18 protein-coding genes are annotated in these 20199 nt (G+C 58.2%); 6 read left to right on the top strand and 12 right to left on the bottom strand.

Translation table 11 applies throughout. The features are described from left to right. Positions 1 to 9: 9 nt before the first annotated feature. From BM346_RS17290 to BM346_RS17280, 3 genes are read left to right on the top strand one after another with little or no spacing between them, the layout of a single operon-like run. The gene (locus BM346_RS17290) at positions 10 to 1143 is read left to right on the top strand and encodes a glycosyltransferase (protein WP_092016282.1); all 1134 of its coding nucleotides are present in this window, start codon (positions 10 to 12) and stop codon (positions 1141 to 1143) included. 12 nt (positions 1144 to 1155) lie between these two features. Then, positions 1156 to 2067, top strand: a complete 912-nt coding sequence (locus tag BM346_RS17285) for a hypothetical protein (RefSeq protein ID WP_092016279.1) — start codon at positions 1156 to 1158, stop codon at positions 2065 to 2067. Positions 2068 to 2112: 45 nt separating this feature from the next. Beyond that, positions 2113 to 2847 (top strand): lipopolysaccharide core heptose(II) kinase RfaY, encoded by a 735-nt coding sequence (locus tag BM346_RS17280; protein WP_167812686.1) that lies wholly within the window; start codon positions 2113 to 2115, stop codon positions 2845 to 2847. Positions 2848 to 2923: 76 nt separating this feature from the next. Here BM346_RS17280 and pseI read toward each other — a convergent pair whose 3' ends face one another. The 7 genes from pseI to BM346_RS17245 form a co-directional block, all read right to left on the bottom strand. Then, entirely contained in the window at positions 2924 to 3997 is a 1074-nt protein-coding gene (gene pseI, locus BM346_RS17275; protein WP_092016273.1) for a pseudaminic acid synthase, read from the bottom strand. After that, complete coding sequence (pseH, locus tag BM346_RS17270) at positions 3994 to 4512, bottom strand: UDP-4-amino-4,6-dideoxy-N-acetyl-beta-L-altrosamine N-acetyltransferase (protein ID WP_227663033.1); 519 nt, start codon at positions 4510 to 4512, stop codon at positions 3994 to 3996. Before pseH ends, pseI begins: the two co-directional genes overlap by 4 nt. 1 nt (position 4513) lies before the next feature. Next, the gene (gene pseG / locus BM346_RS17265) at positions 4514 to 5608 is read right to left on the bottom strand and encodes a UDP-2,4-diacetamido-2,4,6-trideoxy-beta-L-altropyranose hydrolase (protein ID WP_092016270.1); all 1095 of its coding nucleotides are present in this window, start codon (positions 5606 to 5608) and stop codon (positions 4514 to 4516) included. Continuing rightward, on the bottom strand, positions 5605 to 6312 hold the full coding sequence (pseF, locus tag BM346_RS17260) for a pseudaminic acid cytidylyltransferase (RefSeq protein ID WP_092016267.1): 708 nt from the start codon (positions 6310 to 6312) through the stop codon (positions 5605 to 5607). Before pseF ends, pseG begins: the two co-directional genes overlap by 4 nt. Continuing rightward, complete coding sequence (gene pseC, locus BM346_RS17255) at positions 6309 to 7469, bottom strand: UDP-4-amino-4,6-dideoxy-N-acetyl-beta-L-altrosamine transaminase (RefSeq protein ID WP_092016264.1); 1161 nt, start codon at positions 7467 to 7469, stop codon at positions 6309 to 6311. The genes pseF and pseC overlap by 4 nt, the downstream gene beginning before the upstream one ends. Positions 7470 to 7471: 2 nt before the next feature. Next, on the bottom strand, positions 7472 to 8470 hold the full coding sequence (pseB, locus tag BM346_RS17250; RefSeq protein WP_092016261.1) for a UDP-N-acetylglucosamine 4,6-dehydratase (inverting): 999 nt from the start codon (positions 8468 to 8470) through the stop codon (positions 7472 to 7474). Between the two features lie 340 nt (positions 8471 to 8810). Continuing rightward, a complete protein-coding gene (locus BM346_RS17245) occupies positions 8811 to 9479 on the bottom strand; it encodes a 3-deoxy-D-manno-octulosonic acid kinase (protein ID WP_092016259.1) in 669 nt (222 codons plus the stop codon). Positions 9480 to 9621: 142 nt separating this feature from the next. Here BM346_RS17245 and BM346_RS17240 point away from each other — a divergent pair, with 142 nt between their 5' ends. After that, positions 9622 to 10701 (top strand): glycosyltransferase family 9 protein, encoded by a 1080-nt coding sequence (locus BM346_RS17240; protein WP_092016534.1) that lies wholly within the window; start codon positions 9622 to 9624, stop codon positions 10699 to 10701. Between the two features lie 170 nt (positions 10702 to 10871). On the opposite strand, the gene BM346_RS17235 is transcribed toward BM346_RS17240, so the two are convergent. From BM346_RS17235 to glnE, 3 genes are all read right to left on the bottom strand, one after another. After that, positions 10872 to 11276 (bottom strand): DUF6165 family protein, encoded by a 405-nt coding sequence (locus BM346_RS17235; RefSeq protein WP_092016256.1) that lies wholly within the window; start codon positions 11274 to 11276, stop codon positions 10872 to 10874. Positions 11277 to 11396: 120 nt separating this feature from the next. Then, on the bottom strand, positions 11397 to 12323 hold the full coding sequence (locus BM346_RS17230) for a branched-chain amino acid transaminase (RefSeq protein ID WP_092016253.1): 927 nt from the start codon (positions 12321 to 12323) through the stop codon (positions 11397 to 11399). 56 nt (positions 12324 to 12379) lie between these two features. After that, the gene (glnE, locus tag BM346_RS17225) at positions 12380 to 15280 is read right to left on the bottom strand and encodes a bifunctional [glutamate--ammonia ligase]-adenylyl-L-tyrosine phosphorylase/[glutamate--ammonia-ligase] adenylyltransferase (protein ID WP_092016250.1); all 2901 of its coding nucleotides are present in this window, start codon (positions 15278 to 15280) and stop codon (positions 12380 to 12382) included. Positions 15281 to 15359: 79 nt separating this feature from the next. Here glnE and BM346_RS17220 point away from each other — a divergent pair, with 79 nt between their 5' ends. Both BM346_RS17220 and mgtE read left to right on the top strand, forming a co-directional pair. Next, the gene (locus tag BM346_RS17220; protein ID WP_092016248.1) at positions 15360 to 16529 is read left to right on the top strand and encodes an ion channel; all 1170 of its coding nucleotides are present in this window, start codon (positions 15360 to 15362) and stop codon (positions 16527 to 16529) included. 30 nt (positions 16530 to 16559) lie between these two features. Continuing rightward, the gene (mgtE, locus tag BM346_RS17215; protein WP_227663036.1) at positions 16560 to 17921 is read left to right on the top strand and encodes a magnesium transporter; all 1362 of its coding nucleotides are present in this window, start codon (positions 16560 to 16562) and stop codon (positions 17919 to 17921) included. Between the two features lie 7 nt (positions 17922 to 17928). Here mgtE and BM346_RS17210 read toward each other — a convergent pair whose 3' ends face one another. Next, positions 17929 to 18789, bottom strand: coding sequence for a CYTH domain-containing protein (locus BM346_RS17210; RefSeq protein WP_092016528.1), 861 nt, complete (start codon positions 18787 to 18789; stop codon positions 17929 to 17931). A 105-nt stretch (positions 18790 to 18894) separates the two neighbouring features. Continuing rightward, positions 18895 to 19926 carry a porin gene (locus tag BM346_RS17205; RefSeq protein ID WP_092016245.1) on the bottom strand — a complete coding sequence of 344 codons (1032 nt, stop codon included), beginning with the start codon at positions 19924 to 19926 and terminating at the stop codon, positions 18895 to 18897. Between the last annotated feature and the right edge of the window lie 273 nt (positions 19927 to 20199).

Here is a 20199-nt window from a genome sequence, read left to right as displayed (position 1 = left end):
AGGATTTTTATGGCTCATATTTTCAAGCACCCCTCGTCAGAGGGAAAGGGCATTATCACCTTCACCCATAAAGAAATGGGCTTTCTGAACTCCCGGATGGGACTCCCGAAGTTCAGCAAGAAAGATGCCCATCGCTCCTTGAAAACAAAAATGAAATGGCTTGTTCGCTCCAGGGAGACAGCCCGCATGATGGAGAAGGTCCGCAGCCAATATTTCATCGGTATCCACTGGGGGTTCTTTTTTGACTATGTGAGAACCCCTCCATGGGTGGACTTCCACCTGGCATCTCCAGGCACCTGCAACTTCGACGGTTCCCCGTTCATCATCCCCCTGAGCTCCGCCAGTTTCACCCCTGTGGTAATGAAAAACAGGGACCTTCCAAAGTACTGGGACATTATCTGCGTTGCGAAAAGCGACCACAAAAAGAAATATCCCGAACTTATGCAGCAGATCCGGAAAATCTATGATCAGGGCTACAAGTACAATGTGTTATTCGTTATAGCCTCCAACAGGGATGAACCAGAAAAGTCCTATTACTCATCCATTCTGGATGATTACTTTTCAATGTTTTCGGCACAGGAGCGAGAGCGCTTCACTATTATCAAGACGGACCCGGATCTCGGCTTTCAGGGGTTTTCCTATACCTTCCTGTCACACCTGTATAATCAGTCGAAGGTCTTTACTATTTTCTCCCAGAAGGAAGGCGTGTGTAAGGTCATCAAAGAGGCGCAACTCTGCGGTCTCCCCGTGGTTGTAAAGAACGACATGCAGGGCGGCGGTCGCGACTACCTCAACAGTGACAACTCATTGTTATTCGAAACTTACGATGAAGCCTATAAGACTCTGATCGAAGCGGTCGAGAATTACCAGGATTTCAACGTTGATTACGCGGCCATAGAGGCCCAGATCGGGGAAGAGTCCAGTCTCGAGAGTCTCCATCAATACCTTGGGGAGCTTTACCGAGCCCATGGAAGCACTTTCGATGGAGATCTTATTAATACTGATAACCTTAATCGCCGCCTTCCCGCCCATTTTTTCGATGAATCCATATCCTGGGCCAGCGCCCCGGAGTTCAGATTCAAGACGACCGATATCGTCAACCATCAAATGCTTCGGGATTTCTATCAGGAACTTAAGGTATAAGGGCTATCCATCGTGGCGAATTTTTCCTTGCTGGGTCTCAATATTACGGCGCGACGTGAAGCCATTCCTCTGGAATTGGCGGATATTGACGCGGTCAATGAAGAGGCACTCGACTACATACGAAACCTGCCGCAGCCAGAACTGGAGTCACGTCTATCAACGGTTATCCAACACTATATCTCAGACACCGCGGCTATAACTCGCACGCTTGAGACCCACGGCATTGTGATTATTCCCGACTTCCTGGCTCCGGAAAAAATTCTGGCAGCTGAGACTGCCATGACAGAAGCGAGGACAATGATCCGGGATTTTCAGGAATCCGGCGAAAGCGTGTACGAGAGTGATGGATTCCTGATCCAGAAAGGTGGAGCCAAGGTCGCCGGGTACAAAGTCCTGGCCAACTACCCGAAGACAGTGATTCAGATACGCCAGGGGCAGGACAAGGGAATGGTGGATATTTTCAACATCGATCACCTTTTCCCGGAATTCCGGGACCAGATCAGGCCGACCTACGAGAGTGGAGAGTTGGCCAGATTCATGTCGCCAACATCAGCCGAGTTTGGCCCCAAAAACCTGAATCTTTACCTCAACTCAGCCGTTCAGAAGACGCGTGGCTTCCACGTTGATGCCTACAAAAAGCAGTTGAAATCTTTCATCTATCTCACTGACGTCAGCTGCCTGGACGACGGCCCCTATACCTACGTGCGCGGGAGCCACATCGGTTCGTCCTTCAGGCGCGTAAACAAGGTTCTCTCTGGACACCTTCCCAATAAAACGGAGTTCCCTGTTGTCCCGCTTCGCGACATTATCCCTGTTCTTGCCTCCAAGGGGTCGCTGGTCATTTCGGACCAGGGGGGCGCCCATCGAGGATTTCCACAGGGGAAGGACAACCAAAGAATCGTCTCTGTGATGAATTATGCCTAATCCACCGTTATGCCGAAAACTTCTGAAAGAAAGCTGACATTGACCATGAATCGTCAAGATGACATAGATCTCAGCCATCGTGGTTATCATCTTCGCATCAACTCGGAACTCGGGGCGGACAATGGCCGAAGACTGTTGGACGACATCCTCGATAACACCATCGAATACCAACGGGTATTCAAAGACCACGCCCGTACACTCAGTGTCAGGGTAGACTTCGACCAAAAAGATTTGCTGCTGAAGGTACCGCGGGCCCGTAACCGAAGGGGCTGGGAACGGATGCTCACTCTATTTCGAAGCAGTGAGGGGCTACGGACGTTCCAAAACCTCAAGCGAATTCGGCAACTGGGCTTTTTTGCACCCACGCCTGTGCTGGCGGCGGAAAAAAGACGCTTCGGCATGGTTACCGACAGCCTGGTTTGCTACGAGTTTGCGGAAGGCCGGCCGGCTGCGGACGAGGACGCGCCTCAAGTACTTGAGGCACTAAGAGAGTTACACAGCCTGGGTGCCATCAGGACCGACCCCCAACCAGCAAATTTTCTGATCTCCGATGATCGGGTGATTTTTATCGACTTCCGGCTAAAAATACCAAGAATTCTGGGGTCGCTCAGGACAGACTTGGAGCTGGCGAAGTTCCTGAGAGTCTTTCCGGCGGCGAGGCACCATCTCCCCCAAGCAAAAATGCGCTCGGCATCGTTCAGAAGGGCTGAATGGCTTGAAAGACGGATTCACCAATTCCGCGAGCAACGAAGAGCCTTGAAAAGGCGGCTTACGCGGTAACTTGCAGCCCTGACCAGGACCGAAACCGGAGGTCGAATATTCAGCCGCAGCACAAAGCGGAAAGCTGCCTTCCTTTTCAGTCGCCCGAAGATCTAAACCCGTCCACAACATCTTCCGTCACGGCAGTCAGCCTAGCCACATCGGCTTTCACCCTCTTGCCAATCAACCGATGATAGTACTTTGGGGCAAGGCCAAAGCCCGGACGAACACTGCGGATGGATTCGGGACGAATAATATCGCCCTTGTTGAGATTTTCGACAAAATACAGCGACCGCCGGAACTGTGCATTCCCCTGCTCGCTGGATTTCCGACCGTAGTCCACGTTGCCCAGAGCCCGCCAGGCCGTCTTGCTGTCGCGGCAAAGCGCAGTCAGATCCGCCGGTTCAAGGGAGAAGCTGTCATCCGGGCCACCGCCTTTACGATCCAGTGTAAAGTGCTTTTCGATCAGTGAGGCACCCAACACCACGCTGGCGATGGCAGTGGTGTTGTCCAGGGTATGGTCGGAAAGGCCGGTCACCACACCGAAGCGTTCCATCATGTCGGGAACCGTCCTCAGGTTGTAGTCTTCCGCAGGGGCCGGGTAACCGCTGACGCAGTGAAGTATGGCCAACTGCTTGCATCCCGCGCTCCGGGCCGCATCGATCGCCTCCTGGATCTCCTCGGCATCGGCCATGCCGGTGGAAATGATCATCGGCTTTCCGGTACTGGCCACATATTCGATCAGTGGCAGGTCCACCGCCTCGAACGACGCAATCTTGTAGGCCGGCGCGTTGAGATCCTCCAGCAGGTCCACCGCCGTGGTGTCGAAGGGAGAACTGAAGATGGTGATGCCCAGCTTCCTGGCATGATCAAACAGCGGTTTGTGCCACTCCCAGGGCATGTGTGCCTCCTGGTAGAGCTCATACAGGCTACGTCCATCCCAAAGCCCGCCTTTTATCCGGAAGTCCTCCCCATCGGAATCCAGGGTGATGGTGTCCGGTCGGTAAGTCTGCAGTTTGACCGCATCGGCACCGGCTTTCTTGGCTTCGTCGATAATTTTAATCGCGGTCTCGAGTCTGCCGTTATGGTTGGCTGAAAGTTCCGCGATGATGTACGGCGGCTCGTCCCGTGCAATACGGCGGCCGTCAATAAGGATCTCCGGGTGGGTCATGGTTCATCGCTCCCGAGTGAGTTCTTCCATTCCTGACGTAACAGGCCAAAGCAAACCACATCGTGGTAGGCCTGGCCATCATAGTGCTGATCCCTCAGACAACCTTCCTGGACAAACCCCAGGGACCGGTGGAACTTAATGGACCGGTCGTTGAAACCGAGGGCCTGGCCGCATACTTTATGCAGCTCGAGACCTTCAAACGCGTGGCGGAGTGCGGCCCTGCCGAGCGCCTTGCCGGTACCCCGGGCGGCCTCGGGGGCGAGATAGAACCCCCAGTCCGCCACCTGGCGACTCCGCCCCCGGGCGAGGTTGACAAAACCAAGGGGCAGGCCCTCGTCCTCGTAGATCATCAGCTCCGATCGGTCCGAGTCCCGGGTGCGTTCAAACCATGCCCTGTGCTCCGCCGGGTCGATCTCATGGGTCGTGTACATGTACCGGCGGACATCCGGATGATTGCGCCAACGGCGAACCCTCTCCAGATCGTCCTCGGTCATGGTGCGGAGACTACCGCTCACCTTAAAGCTCCATCATCTTTTTGACGACTCGTTGGGCGCCAGCACCGTCGCACACTGACGCCGCCCGGCTTGACAGGGTTTCGGCCTGCTCCAGGGCCTGGCCAAGGCCCCTGCAGAGTAACGTGGCATCAGCCCAAGAGTCACCCAGAAGGAGGGCCGCCCCCCGCTCTGCCAGGGCATTCGCGCCGGCCCTCTGGTTATCCGCCATGACCACCAGCAGGGCGGGCAGGCCCAGGCAGCACCGCTCCCAGGACGTGCCGCCAGCGGCGCCAATGGCAAGGTCGGAGTGCGCCATGATCTCCGCCATGTTGCTCACGCCGACCCTGACGTCGGTTATCCATGGCATCTGCCGTGCACGGCTTTTCACCTCATCAACCCGGGGGGCGCTCTGGCCCATCACTACCGTAATCCGGGTATGCGCCGGAATTGGGCAGGTCGACAGTCGGGCCAGGAGATGCCCGGTGAGATTTTCCCGGTCCACGCCACCCAGATTGATCAGCAGTTCCAGCGGTTCCGACGATCCTCGCCTGCGAGCCAGACTGCGGTCGCGCCAGGCGCGAAATTCCGGTCTTAACAGGGCGAAGGAGGGGCCCGTCATCAGCTGGCAATTGGCGGGCACCCACCGCCGATAATCCTCCGGCTCACGTCCCAGATTCTGGTCCAGCAACAGGTCGCAGTCATGGGCCCGATCCGCCAGGTCATCAATAGCCATTAGCCGGGCACAACCGGCTTTCAGGACACGTTCCCAGCGAGCTTCGATGCCATAGTGGTCCACCACCAGCCAGTCCGGCTTCAGGCGTTCCACGACCGTGCCGGTGTCAGCCGCGTCCTGCCGCCAGCTTCCGGCAAGCCAATGACTGTGGGCCGGGCCTTCGGCATCCGAGGGTTCAGGAGCCAACCGATCATCCAGTTCCGGAAGTCGCTCTACCCGATGGCCACGGGACTCCACCAGTGCCGTCAGGGCACCAGGGAGGGGGCGCATGATAAAATGACAGTCGGCCCCCTGACGCTTCAGCTCGTCCGCCAGCGTCAGGCATCGCATGACATGCCCGGAACCAATATCGACAGACGCATCGGCACGAAATGCAACAATCATCCAGCCGACCCGGACCTGGGGGATTCGAGCATCGCCCGGAACAGCCACTCGGCCCGCTCCCAGTCCTCCGGCGTATCGATATCCTGTACGCGGTAACGGGGCAGCGCGATGGGAATCGAGCCGGCGGCGAACAGCGGCCGGGCCTCCAGCCAGGCGGCCGAGCGGCCCCAGTAGAACTGGCCGGCATCGTGCCAGGCCTCCTCCAGGTCCTGGGAACGGACGGCAAACTGCTCCGGCCAGAACATCTCAACGCGTCCCTTCTCCGTTATCCGCAGGGCCCGCTGGATCGGAAACGCGAAGCTGGTCACCGTAAAGGCGTAGTCCGCGCCCGACTCTGCCATAAGCTGCTCGCCCCGCCGAAGATCGTCCGGCGTGACAAAGGGCGCTGTGGCATAGAGGCAGCAGGTCAGGTCCGGCCGCTGGCTTTTCGACAGCTCTCCGATGGCGTGGGCAATAACCGGAATCGTTCCGGTATGGTCGTCCGACAACTCCGGCGGGCGCAGGAAGGGAACCTCCGCACCGTGGGCCCTGGCTACGGCGGCAATTTCCTCGTCGTCCGTGGAGACAATGACCCGGTCAAAACATCCGCTATCGAGGGCTGCCTGAATTGACCAGGCAATCATCGGCCGGCCGCAGAACTCCCTGATGTTCTTTCGGGGAATGCGCTTGCTGCCGCCCCGGGCGGGAATGACGGCCAGCTTCATTGTTCCAGGGCCTCTTCCAGGGCCTGCACCACTTCGTGTTGCTCTTCAGTGGTCATGGTGGGGAACAAAGGCAGGCTGATGGCCTCGGCGTAATAACGCTCCGCCTCGGGGAACTGCCCCGCCCGGAACCCCAGTTGGCGGTACCAGGGCTGCAGATGGACCGGAATATAGTGGAGGTTGACGCCGATACCCCCGTCTCGAAGCCGCTCAAACACCTGCCGGTGACTCGCGCTGATCTTGTCGAGCTGCAGCCGAACGACGTAAAGATGCAGGCCTGAGTAGCTGTCGGAGTGCTGCCAAGGGGTGGTCACGGGCAGGTGGGCCAACAAATCATCGTAACGGCGGGCAAGCTCGTGGCGTCGGGCCACATACTGATCAAGCCGGCTCATCTGGCTCACGCCGAGGGCCCCCTGTAGCTCCGTCATCCGGTAATTGAAGCCCAGGTCCACCTGCTGGTAGTACCAGGGACCATCGGGCTCGTGGGTCATCAGAGCCGGATCCCGGGTGATGCCATGGCTGCGCAGCAGGTTCAGGCGGTTGGCCAGCTGGTCGTCATTGGTCAGCGCCATTCCGCCTTCGGCGGTGGTGACGATTTTCACCGGATGAAAACTGAACACCGTGATGTCGCTGTGACGTCCGTTGCCAATGAATTCGCCCTGATACTTCCCTCCTATGGCATGGGAGGCATCCTCGATCACCCTGAACCCATACTCCTGTGCCAGCTCACCGATAGCAGCCATGTCACAGGGCTGGCCGCACAGATGTACCGCGACCACCACCTTGGGTAGCCGCCCCTCGACCCTGGCCTGTTCCAGCTTGGTCCTGAGGGCCTTCGGGCACAGGTTATAGGTGGCAGGATCGATGTCCACGAAGTCCACACTGGCGCCGCAGTAAAGACCACAGTTGGCGGATGCCACAAAGGTCACCGGTGACGTCCACAGCCAGTCGCCGGGCCCGAGATCCAGGGCAAGACAGGCAATGTGCAGAGCGGAGGTGGCACTGTTGACTGCGACGGCGTGGCGGGCGCCCACATGGTCCGCCACCACTTGCTCGAAACGCGGGACCATGGGCCCCTGGGTCAGGAAATCCGACTCCAGTACCGCCACCACCGCGTCTATATCCGCCTGGCTGATGTCCTGCTTGCCATAGGGAATCATGATCAGATCTTTCCGATTTCGCTGTAGTGGGTGTCAATCCAGGCCTTCAGCTCTTCGTCTGCCATCCACTCGGTGTTGTTGTCGCTGGAATAGATAAAGCCCTCTTCCACCTTTTTGCCGTCCTTGATGCGATTGACGTCCTGGTCCCAGTTGTTGATCACCGGCAGGATCTTGTAGTGCTCGGGATACTCGTAGGTGTAATAGGCGTCCTCCGCACCGATCATCTGCTCGTGGAGTTTTTCGCCCGGGCGGATGCCCACCACTTCCTGCTTTGCATCCGGTGCCACTACCCGGGCCAGGTCGGTCACGTTCATGGAGGGGATCTTCTTGACGTAGATTTCACCGCCTTCCATGTCCTCGAATGCGTGCCAGACAAGCTCCACACCCTGCTCCAGTGAAATCATGAAGCGGGTCATGCGAGGGTCGGTGATCGGCAGCACGCCACGGTCGCGAATAGACATGAAGAACGGGATGACAGAGCCGCGGGAGCCCATGACGTTGCCATACCGCACCACGGAGAAGCGGGTCTCATGTCCACCGGAATAGGAGTTGCCGGCCACGAACAGCTTGTCAGAGGCAAGCTTGGTGGCACCGTACAGATTGATCGGGCTGCTGGCCTTGTCCGTGGACAGGGCGACCACGCCTTTCACGCCCTTGTCGATGGCGGCATCGATAAGGTTCATGGCACCGTGGATGTTGGTCTTCACGCACTCGAACGGATTGTACTCCGCCGTGGGAACAATCTTGGTGGCCGCTGCGTGGACAACATAATCGACACCATCCAGTGCCCGGTACAGCCTGTCCCGATCGCGCACATCACCGATGAAGAACCGCAGGCGGTCATCTCCCTGGAAAAGCTTGGCCATTTCCCACTGTTTCATCTCGTCCCTGGAAAAAACGATGATTTTCTTCGGGTTGTACTTTTCCAGGGTCATGGGAATGAACTTGTGACCGAAGGATCCGGTGCCGCCTGTGACCAGGATTGTTTTACCTTGCAACATAGTGATGTCTTCCGCGTTAGCTATTTCTGAGGACCACGACGCCTCGTGGCCCTCCTGGGGGGAACAAGCTGGTCGCTGAACCCCGGATTGTAAATATGGTTCCAGGTGCCTGCTCGCTTCGAAAAAAACGCTCCCGGACCCGGACCCGGTCATTTGATCGTAACAATCACCATAGTTCCGCCCCTGGACACAGGCCTGCGGAATGTACTGAGGTTAAGCAGGGGGACGCACCTGCCACTTTGCGACCAGGTTTGCAGATGGGTTTGGCAAAGGGCCGCTGCAAAAGTACATGGCGAGCCGCTCAACGTAGTGGGCGGGACCGGTTATGAAACAGATACATTCAGCCATAGGATTTTAGCAGATCCTGCCACAGACTTTCTCGCTGCTGCTCAGGTAATCGGGAACACCGTTTGTCGACCGAGCGTTTTAGCCGATTGAGGTTGCGGGATTTCCAATTCTGGCCGCCCGAAGTGGAGCGCAGCCGGCATCGGTCGAAATCAATCAGGTAGACCTTTCCATCCGCAATTAACAGGTTATCGCAGTTGAGGTCCACATGATCCAGACCCTGATCGTGAAATCGACGGATGGTTTTTCCCACGTTGCTCCAGAGAGACCGATCCGTAAGATCCGGAACCTCTGGCAACGTAATGGCATTGGCGATGCGGGCAAGAAGAATTGCGGAATGGTACCACAGTCCATGGTAATGGCCGGACCAGGCCGCAACGGGCTCGGGAACGGGGAGCCCTCTCTCATACAGCGTGGAAAGCAGCCGGAACTCCCGTAGAGAGCGGGTGCGTTCCATTCCGGTATACACATAACTCCGGTCCGACATGCGAGCCATGAGCCCGCCGCGCCGATAATGACGCAGGACCAGGTCTCCCACTTCCGAATGAACAAACCAGGCGCTACCGCGCCCCCCTGAAGATACCGCGCTGGCGCGATCTCCCCAGAATTCCGGCTCAAACCAGGCTTCTGTCACCTGCTCGTATCCGGGACTGACAACCAGCATCAAGGCACCCTTCGGTCGGACCGCCTGACCCTGGCCCCGGAGAGGACGACGGGGCGAAGAGTAGGCTAGAATGGCGCCAGTTTAGCAAGCGCAGGGCCAGTGGCTCTACAACATGGTTCAGAAATTGACGGACAGATCCTTGATCAACTCCATCTGCATACTCCGCCTCTCCGCCATCGGCGATGTCACCCACGTCGTTCCGGTTGTCCTGAGCCTTCAGGAACAGCTCCCCGATGCAAAGATCACCTGGGTGATTGGCAAGATCGAGGCAAAGCTCATTGGCGACCTGCCCGGGGTAGAGTTCATCGTTTTCGACAAGAAATCCGGCTGGAAAGGTTATCTGGAGCTCCGCAGAATCCTCAGAGACCGTCAGTTCGACGCGCTTCTGCATATGCAGGTGGCTTTGAGGGCAAATCTTGCCGCCGCAATGATCCCCGCCAGGATCAAGGTCGGTTATGACCGGGACCGCAGCAAGGACCTGCACGGCCTGTTCATCAATCGGCGCATTGCGCCGGCTGTACGGCAACACGTTCGGGACTGTCTCGCCAGTTTTCTGGAACCCCTCGGCCTGGAGCCTGCGCCGCCGCGCTGGACCATCCCCCTGAGCGACGGCGACCATGCCTTCGCCCGGAAGCAGCTGGCCGAAGACAGAAAAAACCTGGTGATCAGCCCGTGTGCCAGCCATACCCTTCGAAACTGGCCTGCGGAACGCTATGCCCGATTGGCGGATCACGCGGCGGGTGAGCATGGCATGAAGGTAATCCTGGTGGGCAGTCCGGCTCCATTTGAAGTGGAATACTGCGCAGCGATCGAAGAGGTCATGGAGGAGCCGGCCCACAACATCTGCGGAAAGGACACCCTCAAGCAACTGGCGGCCCTGCTCTACCACACGGATCTCGTTGTGGCTCCAGACACCGGCCCGGCCCATATCGCCAGCGCCATGGGCACGGATGTCCTGGGCCTGTTCGCCGCCAGCAATCCTGATCGCTCAGGTCCCTACAATTCCCTGCAGTGGTGCGTGAACCGTTATCCCGAAGCCCTTGAGAAATTCACCGGCCAGACCCTGGACCAGGCCCGCTGGGGAGCCAAGGCCGAGTTCGAGGGTGCCATGAAAATGGTAACCGTAAACGACGCCACGGACATGCTGGACCGCTGGATTGCTGAAAAAGATCGGGATTTGGCCACGGAATCCACGGAAGGACACGGAAATAAAAAGACTTAAAGAAGATTAGACACGGACACTCACGGACTTGCACGGACAAAGACAGAAAATTTATTTAAGTATCGAATCTTTTGTCCGTGAGGGTCCGTGGCCCATTTTTCTTCTTCCGTGTTTTTCCGTGTCTTCCGTGGCTAATCATTCTTTTTTCCGCGTTATTCAGCGGCCAAAGCTCACTTTTTGGCGGTGTAATCCTGGTAGGACTTCTCTTCCACGAAGCGGGATCCCAGCGCCAGGTTTACGTCTTTCTTGATCGCCGCACGCCTGTCGTTGGTGATGTAGACTGACCGGGCCAGCTCGATAAACCGTGATCCGAAGTCCTGCTCCGCTTCCTGGTCGCGAATATCGTCTTCGATTTCCCACAGCTCTTCATTCACCGCCTTGAGCTGACTGCGCAGGTCGGCAATGCGTTTCTGGTCGGGTACCGCCTCGTTCCAGGTGGCGGTCAGTTCGTCCAGCTCAAGCCGGACATTCTTCAGCTTGGCATCGTCCTTGATACGCTCCGACTTGATTTCCAGGATGGTGATCTTGTCCAGCACCTCACCAAAAGAGACGGGAACCCTGATGACGTCTGCCATGATGTTTTCCTGCTTGTTGATTCACGGTGTCCGGGCGAGCCCAACGGGCACCCGGCTCCTCAAATGATAAGGCCGCCGCGCTGGCGAACAGCACACGGCGGCCTGTGAAACCAGCGTTAATCAGCCGCTGACCGGGGTCAGCCACTCGCTCCGGTTAGCCAACCTGCCTTTGACAGCGTCAAAGTACTTGGCCTGCAGTTTCTCCGTCAGCGGGCCCCGCTTGCCTTCACCGATCACACGACCATCCAGCTCACGGATGGGAAGCACCTCGGCGGCGGTACCGGTGAAGAAGGCCTCTTCCGCAATGTAGACCTCATCACGTGTGATGCGGCGCTCGCGAACCGGGATACCCTCTTCCTTACAGAAATCCATGATGGTCTGCCGGGTGATTCCCTCCAGGCAGGAGGTGAGCTCAGGCGTGTGCAGAACGCCGTCACGGAAGATAAAGATGTTTTCACCGGAGCCTTCCGCCACGTAACCTTCGTTGTCAAGGAGAAGGGCTTCCTCACAACCACAGGCAATGGCCTCATTCAGAGCCAGCATGGAGTTGATGTAGTTGCCATTGGCCTTCGCCTTGCACATGGTGATGTTTACATGGTGCCGGGTGTAGGAGGAGGTGCGAACCTTGATGCCCAGCTCCTTGGCTTCCGGCGACATGTAGGAAGGCCAGCTCCAGGCGGCAACCATAACGTGCACCTTCAGGTTATCCGCCCGCAGGCCCATGCCTTCGGACCCCAGGAATACCATGGGACGCAGGTAGGCCTCGTCCAGGTTGTTTTCCCGGACCGACCGGCACTGGGCATCGTTGAGCTGCTCTTTGGTAAAGGGCATCTTCATGTTCAGGATATGGGCGGACCGGAACAGACGGTCGGTATGCTCCTTCAGGCGGAAAATGGCCGGACCCTTCTCAGTGTTATAAGCCCGCACACCCTCAAAACATCCCAGGCCGTAGTGCAGGGTATGGGTCAGGACGTGGGTTTTGGCTTCCCGCCAGGGAACCATTTCACCATCCATCCAGATCAGGCCATCGCGATCAGCCATTGACATCGTATCTGCTCCTAGAAAGCGGTTTTCGGAAAGCCGGCAGTTTAGCAGGAAAAACGCTAATCAATCATCACGCTTTTCCACATCCGCCGGACATACTCACGCTCCTCCGGGAAGGCATCGCCGCTGACCTGACTGTTGAGGTTCTGCAGGGCCCGCCGATGGATGGTGGAACGCAGGGTGATATAGGTTTCCCGCAGCTTTTCGGTGTCCTCTACCGGCATTACACCGGCCCGGCCCAGTTCCTCGAGCTGGCGGATATTGTCGGACCACTGGGTCAGCTCGGGATGCTTCTCCGAATTGGCCAGCATCAGGTACTGAACCAGGAACTCGATATCAATCAGGCCGCCGGTGTCGTGCTTGACGTGGAACGTCTCCTGTCGCTTTGCCTCTGGCGTACCGAGACTGTCACGCATCTTCTCGCGCATTTCCATCACCTCCTTACGGAGCTTTGCCGGGTCGCGATGCTGGCAGAGGATGTCGTGGCGCAGGGCCTCGAACTTTTCCAGGGTCGCTTCACTGCCGGCAACACCTCGCGCCCGGGCAAGTGCCTGATGCTCCCAGGTCCAGGCGTCGTTACGCTGGTATTTCTCAAAAGCCGGCAGGGTGCTGACAAGCAGGCCGGAGCTTCCGGATGGCCTCAACCGCATATCCACCTCGTAGAGCTGCCCCGACGGTGTCTGGGTACTCAGGATATGCACGATCCGCTGTCCGAGACGGGTGTAGAACACGGCGTTGTCGATCGGTTTGTCCCCGTCCGTGGACTGCTCCGGGTCCGCATCATGAATGAACACCAGGTCCAGGTCCGAGGTGTAGCCCAGCTCCAGACCACCGAGTTTGCCGTAGCCCACGATGGCAAAATCGGTATCACAGGCCGAGCCATCGGTGCGCCGGGGGTAGCCGTGACGGCTTACAAGATTGGAAAACGCCACATCCACCACATGGTCCAGCACCACCTCGGCAATCCAGGTCAGGTAGTCGCTTACCTTCATCAATGGAAGCGTACCCCGCAACTCAGATGCGGCAACCCGCAGAATATGGGCCTTCTTGAAATGGCGCAGGGATTCCATCTGCTCCTCAAGGTCCTCGTAGGGTATCCGCAGCATCTGCTGGCGCAGATCGTCCTGGAGCTCCGCCTTGGCGGGGGGGTGGTAGAGGCTCTCCGCATTGAGCAGCTCATCCAGCAGTAACGGCGTCTCCGCCAGCTGGCGGGCGATCCAGGGGCTTTCATTGCAAAGCCTGACCAGCTGGCTCCGGGCTCCGGGATTTTCCAGCAGCAGCACCATGTAAGCGGTGCGGCGAAGAATCGCCTCCACCAGTTGAAGCACACGGGACAGGGTCTCTGAAGGTTGCTCGACATGACTCAGGGCTTCCAGCAAAACTGGCATGAACTGGTTCAGTCTGTGTCGGCCCTGGGTCTGCATGACCTGGATGGTGCGACTGTCACGAAGCTCCTTGAGCAGCCCAAGGCTCGCTTCCGGCTCCTCAAAACCCTGTTCCCGGAGCCAGCCAGCCGCGGTCTCGTCGTCCATTTCCGCCAGCCACAGTTCCTGCCAGGCTTCATCCAGGTCCGTGGACTCCTCGTCTTCATCCTCCAGCGTAATAATGTCAGCGAAGTGCCGGGCGACCTTTTCCCGATGTTCGTTGAGCGTCCCGATACAGGCCTGCCAGCTGTCATAGCCCATGATCAGGGCCACCCGGGCCTGTCCCGGTTCGTCGTCTGGCAATAACTGGGTCTGCTTGTCTTCAATGCCCTGCAGAGCGTGCTCCATGTTGCGCAGGAAAATGTACGCCTCCCTGAGTTCTTTCACCACGACCGGCGGGAGCAGTTCCAGCGCTTCCAGCTCCTGTAGAATGTTCAGAAGTTCCCGCTGCTGAAGTTCCCGGTCACGTCCGCCGCGAATCAACTGGAAGGCCTGCACCACAAACTCGATCTCGCGGATCCCGCCACTGCCCAGCTTGATGTTGTTCTCAAGGCCCTTTCGCCTGACCTCACGATTGATCATGGCCTTCATGGAGCGAAGCGACTCAAAGGCGCTGAAATCAATGTACTTGCGATAGACAAAGGGACGCAGGCTTTCCATGAGCACGCGGCCGGCCTCCTGGTCGCCAGCCACAACCCGGGCCTTGACCATGGCATAGCGCTCCCATTCCCGGCCCTGGTCCTGGTAATAGGTTTCCAGCGCGGGAAAGCTCAAAGCCAGGGCGCCGCTCTGGCCATAGGGGCGCAGACGCATATCCACCCTGAAAACAAAGCCGTCGGCGGTGATCTGGTCCAGCGCCTGAATCAGCTTCTGACCCAGACGGATAAAGAATTGCTGGTTATCCAGGGAACGACGCCCGCCGAGGGTTTCGCCCTTGCCGGGGAATGCAAAGATCAGGTCGATGTCCGAGGAGATGTTCAGCTCCCGACCGCCAAGTTTGCCCATGCCCAGAACGATCATGGGCTGGGCGGCCTCCTTCCCGGTCACCGGGTCCCGGCCGTAGGGGGTGCCGTATTGCTCGCAGGCCTGTTCATACAGCCAGTCCAGCGCGCCCTGGATACAGGTATCGGCAAACTCGCTGGCGGCGGCCACGGTTTCGTGGAAGTCGGCCAGCGCCATGCTGTCCCGCCAGATCATGCGGAACTGGCTTTCCCGACGAAACCGCCGCAGGGCCCGATGAAGAGATGCTTCATCCGTCACCGTTGCCAGGAAGTCCTGCCACCGGTGCCGGAGAAACTCTGGCGTTGTCGGCTCTGCCAGAGAGCGGACCTCAGCCATTTCCCGAACCTGCCCGGGATGACGCTCAAGGGTTTCCCTGAGGAACAGACTACGGGCAACCGCCTGGGCAATGGCCACCTGCCCCATACCGACATCGTCTGTTGCCCATCCAGGCACACCCTCGGGAAAGAGTCCCGGCCAGGCCTGTGAAACATCCTCAGCCAGTATCTCCGGCAGCCCGCGCCATGGCTCTGACATAATACAAACCCCTGTATCTCTGTTATATTTTCACTACTGTATACCGAACCCTGACCCGACTGAACCTTCAGAGCCGTCGATGCAAAAATACCGGAAACCGCTGAACCCGGAACATCAGATGACCCACCTGCCGATGTCCGGAATCATCAAGACCCGGGTCAAGCGGCTTTTCCTGATTCTCGCCGGCCTGCTGTGTTTTCAGGTACTCGTCATCTGGTGGGCCGAAGAGCTGTCACTGTTCGAGTCATTATGGCTCACCATGACCACGCTGGTGACCGTTGGTTACGGTGACTACGCCCCGCAGACTCTCATCGGCCGCCTGAGTACCATCGCGGTTATGTTTCTCACCGCGATCACCCTCCTGACGCTGATCGTCAGTGACTACATCGAGTACCGGTTCTATCGCCGGGAAAGAATTATAACCGGACGCTGGATCTACAAGATGAAAAACCATGTCGTGATCATCAACACGCCAAGCCGGGGGGGCGAACAGTACTTCCTGCGTATCGCCACTCAGTTGAGGGCGGTCCCGGGGTACGAAAATGTCCCCATCCTGCTGCTCACGCAACAGTACCCCTCTGGCCTGCCGCCGGAGCTCCGGGATATAGGCCTGGTACACTACCATGGCACCGGCGCCAACGAAGAGGACCTGAAATCCGCCCATGTCGGCCAGGCCAGGAACATCCTGCTGCTGGCCCAGGACGAAGCGGACCCCGCCTCTGACAGCTATACCTTCGATGTGGCCCACCGCCTCAGTGAGCTTAGCCTGGCGGGCAAGACCACGGCAGAATGTGTCAGCGACAAGAACAGGCAACGGTTCAAAGCCATTGGAATCCGCTCTATCCTGCGGCCGGTGCGCACCTATCCCGAAATCATGGTCCGGGCGGTGGTCTCTCCCGGGAGCGAAAAGGTCCTCGAAGACATGTTCAATTACGAGCAGGATCATCCACATAGGTACAACCTGGCACTGGATGATCTGACCTGGTCTGATATAGTCACGGCGCTCATCCGTCACGGCATCGGCACGGCGCTCGCCTACGTCGATAAGGATGACGAGATCATTTGCCACCCTGCACCCGCCGTCAAAGTGGCAGGAAAAGGCCTTTTCGTCCTGGTGAAGTCCAGCGAAACACCAGAAGTGTCCGTGGTTGAGGAAGCGCTGGAGCGACACCAGCGGTTCATGGAAAAGGTGCGCTCCATTCAGGGCACGCCAGAGAAAGACGCTGACCTGAGCGCGGCCGGCGGATAGCCGGGGCGACAGTAACGAGGGGCAAGTTTGGTGTCATTCCTTGATTCAGAGTTTTTCCAGCCTCTTTACGAAGCCCTGGAGTCCGGCCATCCGGACGAAATCCAGACCGCCGCATCTTCCTACAATGCAGCGGACCTGGCGGATTTCATTGAGTATACCGGTGCCGAGGATGACGCCAAGGGACTGGCGCTTCTGCAGAGCCTGCCCGCCGATCAGCAGGCCAAGGTGTTTGGCTACATCGAGCCGGACATGCAGAAGATCCTGGCCAGGCTGATTCCGAAAGGTGCCCTGGCGGGTATTGTCACCGACATGTCCGCCGACGAGCGAGCCGACTTCTTCAACCTCCTGGATGAAAACCAGCAGCACGCCCTGTTCCAGTCCCTTGCCAGCCGGGAGCGGGAGGACCTGCTTCGCCTGGCAAGCTTCGAGGAAGGCACCGCTGGCGCCATCATGACCTCGGACTATGCGGTTGTCAGCTCTGGCATGACCGTCGCCTCGGCGCTGTCCTTACTGCGCAACACCGCCCCGGACAAGGAGACCATTTACCAGGCTTACGTAGTGGACAAAAGCCACAAGCTGCTGGGGGCCATCTCCCTACGCAACCTGATCATCAGTGCCCCGGGCGCCCTGGTGGACTCGCTGATGGCCACAGGCCTCGTTTTCACCCGCACCGATACCGAGCAGGAAGAAGTGGCCCGGCTGATCTCCCGCTACGACCTGCTGGCGCTGCCAATCGTCGACGACGATGAACGCCTGGTGGGCATCGTCACCTACGACGATGCCATGGACGTGGCCGAAGCCGAAGCCACGGAAGACATGCACAAGGGCGCGACCGTAGGCCGCCTGGACACCAGCTTCAAGACCGCCTCTCCCTTCTCCCTCTACCGGTCCAGGGTGCAGTGGCTGGTGATACTGGTGTTCGGCAACATCTTTACCGGCGCGGGTATCGCCTACTTTGAACAGACCATATCGGCACACATTGCCCTGCTTTTTTTCATGCCTCTGCTGGTGGCAAGCGCGGGCAATGCCGGAGCCCAGTCCGCTACCCTGATGATACGGGGCATGGCCACCGGCGATGTCACCACCCGTGACTGGGGCATGCTGCTGGGCAAGGACATTCTGGTCGCCACCGGCCTGGGCCTGACCATGGCCCTGGCTGTCATGGTCATAGGGCTGTTCCGGGCCAGCCCGGCCATCGCAATGGTTGTGTCCATCACCATGGTGACGGTAGTGCTGATGGGCAGCGTCATAGGCATGCTGCTGCCTTTCCTGCTGGACAAGCTGAAATTCGACCCGGCGACCGCCAGCACGCCACTGATCACCACCATAGCGGATGTCAGCGGTGTGCTGATCTATTTCAGTATAGCAACTGCGGTTCTCGGACTGGGCTGATACGCATTCAGTGACCAAGCTCCAGGAGCGCCAGCTGGAACTGGCCCAGCCGTGTTGACGAAGCCGCCAGATCGGCCATCGGCTGCTTCTGCATTTCCTTCTCCAGCCAGGCCAGGTCCCCAGCCAGCGTTTCGCCCAGGTCGTGGCGCTCGCTCAGACGCGCCAGATCCTCCTTCAGACTCCGGTCGGCCGTGCCGGACAGCCAGGCCCGGGAAAGGCCGTGCAGCACCCGGTTCACCAGCGGTTCCTGGTCCGGAAGTGGCTGCGGATCATGGAGTCCGGCCAGCTCATAGCCCTGTTCCGCCTTGCTGATCAGATTCAGAAACACCGGGACCTGCACGGAAAGCTGCCGGGCCCAGGGCAACAGAGCCTCGTCACTGCCCTCTTTAAGTTCAAGCTCCAGCTCGCAAAGGTCCCGGACGCGACCCCCGGCACTGATACTGCCCCGATCCAACGCACATTCGATGACCCCGTCCTCAGTCCTGATCATCAACAGGGTTCGCTCAAAATTGGTCTCGAATACCGGCTCGAGCTCCGCCAGGTTGATGTTGTCTCCCACCGGTGTGTCGGCAATCAGACCTATGTTCAGCCCAGTCCCTGCCAGGGGCCACTCCCATTCTTCGCGGCGATGGGCTCCTTCCACGAACTCTCCCTGGGTTTTCAGGGTCTGGATATACCGGTCACCGGCCTGGCGGACCCGCAGGGCCGCCTTCTGCCGGTTCAGCTCGCCATCCGGGGTATCGTAATAGCGGTTCACCAGGGTTTTATCCCCTGCTGCGGTTACGTTCTCCCGGGCCGACAGCCACTGCCGGGCCTGGCTCAGCGCACCCGGTGTCAGGCTGAGCTTGATCTCCAGCTCTTCAGCCATGAAAGCCTCCCTCTGACTGTTGATTTCAGACACCATAAACGAAAAAACCGGCAGCCCGAAGGCTGCCGGTTTCTATACCGCTTCGTGTTTCAGCTGGCTAGCTGATCAGAAGTAGTAAACTGCGCCAACTGCGGCGACAGAGCGCTCGTCAGTTACAGCTGTGGGATTGGAATCATCCCAGCTCCAAACATCGTCACCACCACCCAGATAGCCTTCGACCCAAACGTACATGTGGTCAGACAGGTTGTGCAGGGCCTGCAGGGTGATTACATCACGGCTCAGATCGCTTCCGTCTTCAAGGTCTGTGCGCTCGTATGATGCCGCGAACCGGTTCGCGCCCATAGTGTACACGCCCTGAACCGCGTAGTTGTCCTGAACGTCTTCGCGAGTGTGGTACTCAGCGGTCAGATCCAGGCTTTCGAGACTGTAGGTTGCACGCAGACCATAAGTGTTTTCGTTGCTGCCGGCGCCATCGTTGGAGTCAATAGCTGCAGCCAGTTCCAGCCCGCCCATTTCGTAGACAGCAGCCAGCTGCCACGGGTAGGATTTCTCACCCTTGCCCTTGGTGTCGCTGTCGCCGTTGTACTGGACTGCACCCAAGATAGACAGGCCACCGAAGGACGGAGACATGTACTGGATCAGGTCGCCCTCACCAGTGGTGTAGGAAACGCCCTGGCTCAGAACAGCTGCCTCGTAGTACTCGGAAACCACAGTAACGGCGCGCTCATAGGTGTCGTCGTCCTTACCGACCCAGATCTGACCGAAATTGTCGCCGCGAACACCGACGTAGGCTTCGTCGATCTCGTAGATACCGTCGTTCGTGCCATTGTTATCATCCGCATCGAAGTGGAACTCGGCCTTGAAGAAGCCTTCCACGCCCGGCGCGAGTTCGTGATCGTGCAGAACGCCGATGGTTGAACCGTTGTCAAAATGATTGGTTTCGGACGGACCGCCGTCGTAGTTGTCGTGAGTCACGGCCAGCTGGATGTTGCCGTAAATTTCCGGCATGGAGTCCAGCTTGGCAGCCAGCTCGGAAGCGGTCGGGGTCAGTTCAGTGGTCTCAGAACCGGTCTGCGCGACAGCAGTGCCAGAGAAAGAAACAGCAGCGATCGCAGATGCGATAAGAGTCTTTTTCATTTTGCGTCTTCCTTTTGAGTTAACTCAGGTTTTTTAGCGACGGATCTGGCCCGCCTATCAGTCTCAATACGCCCATGCTCCTGGCCTGGAGGCCATGACTGATGGGGTGATGACGTCAGACTTCTTTTTTCGGAGCCCTTCACAGTCAATCACTTACACAGCTTTGTTAAAGCTGCGCCTTGAAAAACCTTTTTAATACACAGCAATCGATTTTGCAAACAATCCGCCTGAATTTTTTAGCAGATTACGACCCGCTTCGGGGCTGAATATAAC

The organism is Marinobacter daqiaonensis (assembly GCF_900115285.1).
Taxonomy (GTDB): Bacteria; Pseudomonadota; Gammaproteobacteria; order Pseudomonadales; family Oleiphilaceae; genus Marinobacter; species Marinobacter daqiaonensis.
This window is presented reverse-complemented; position numbering and strand designations above follow the sequence as displayed.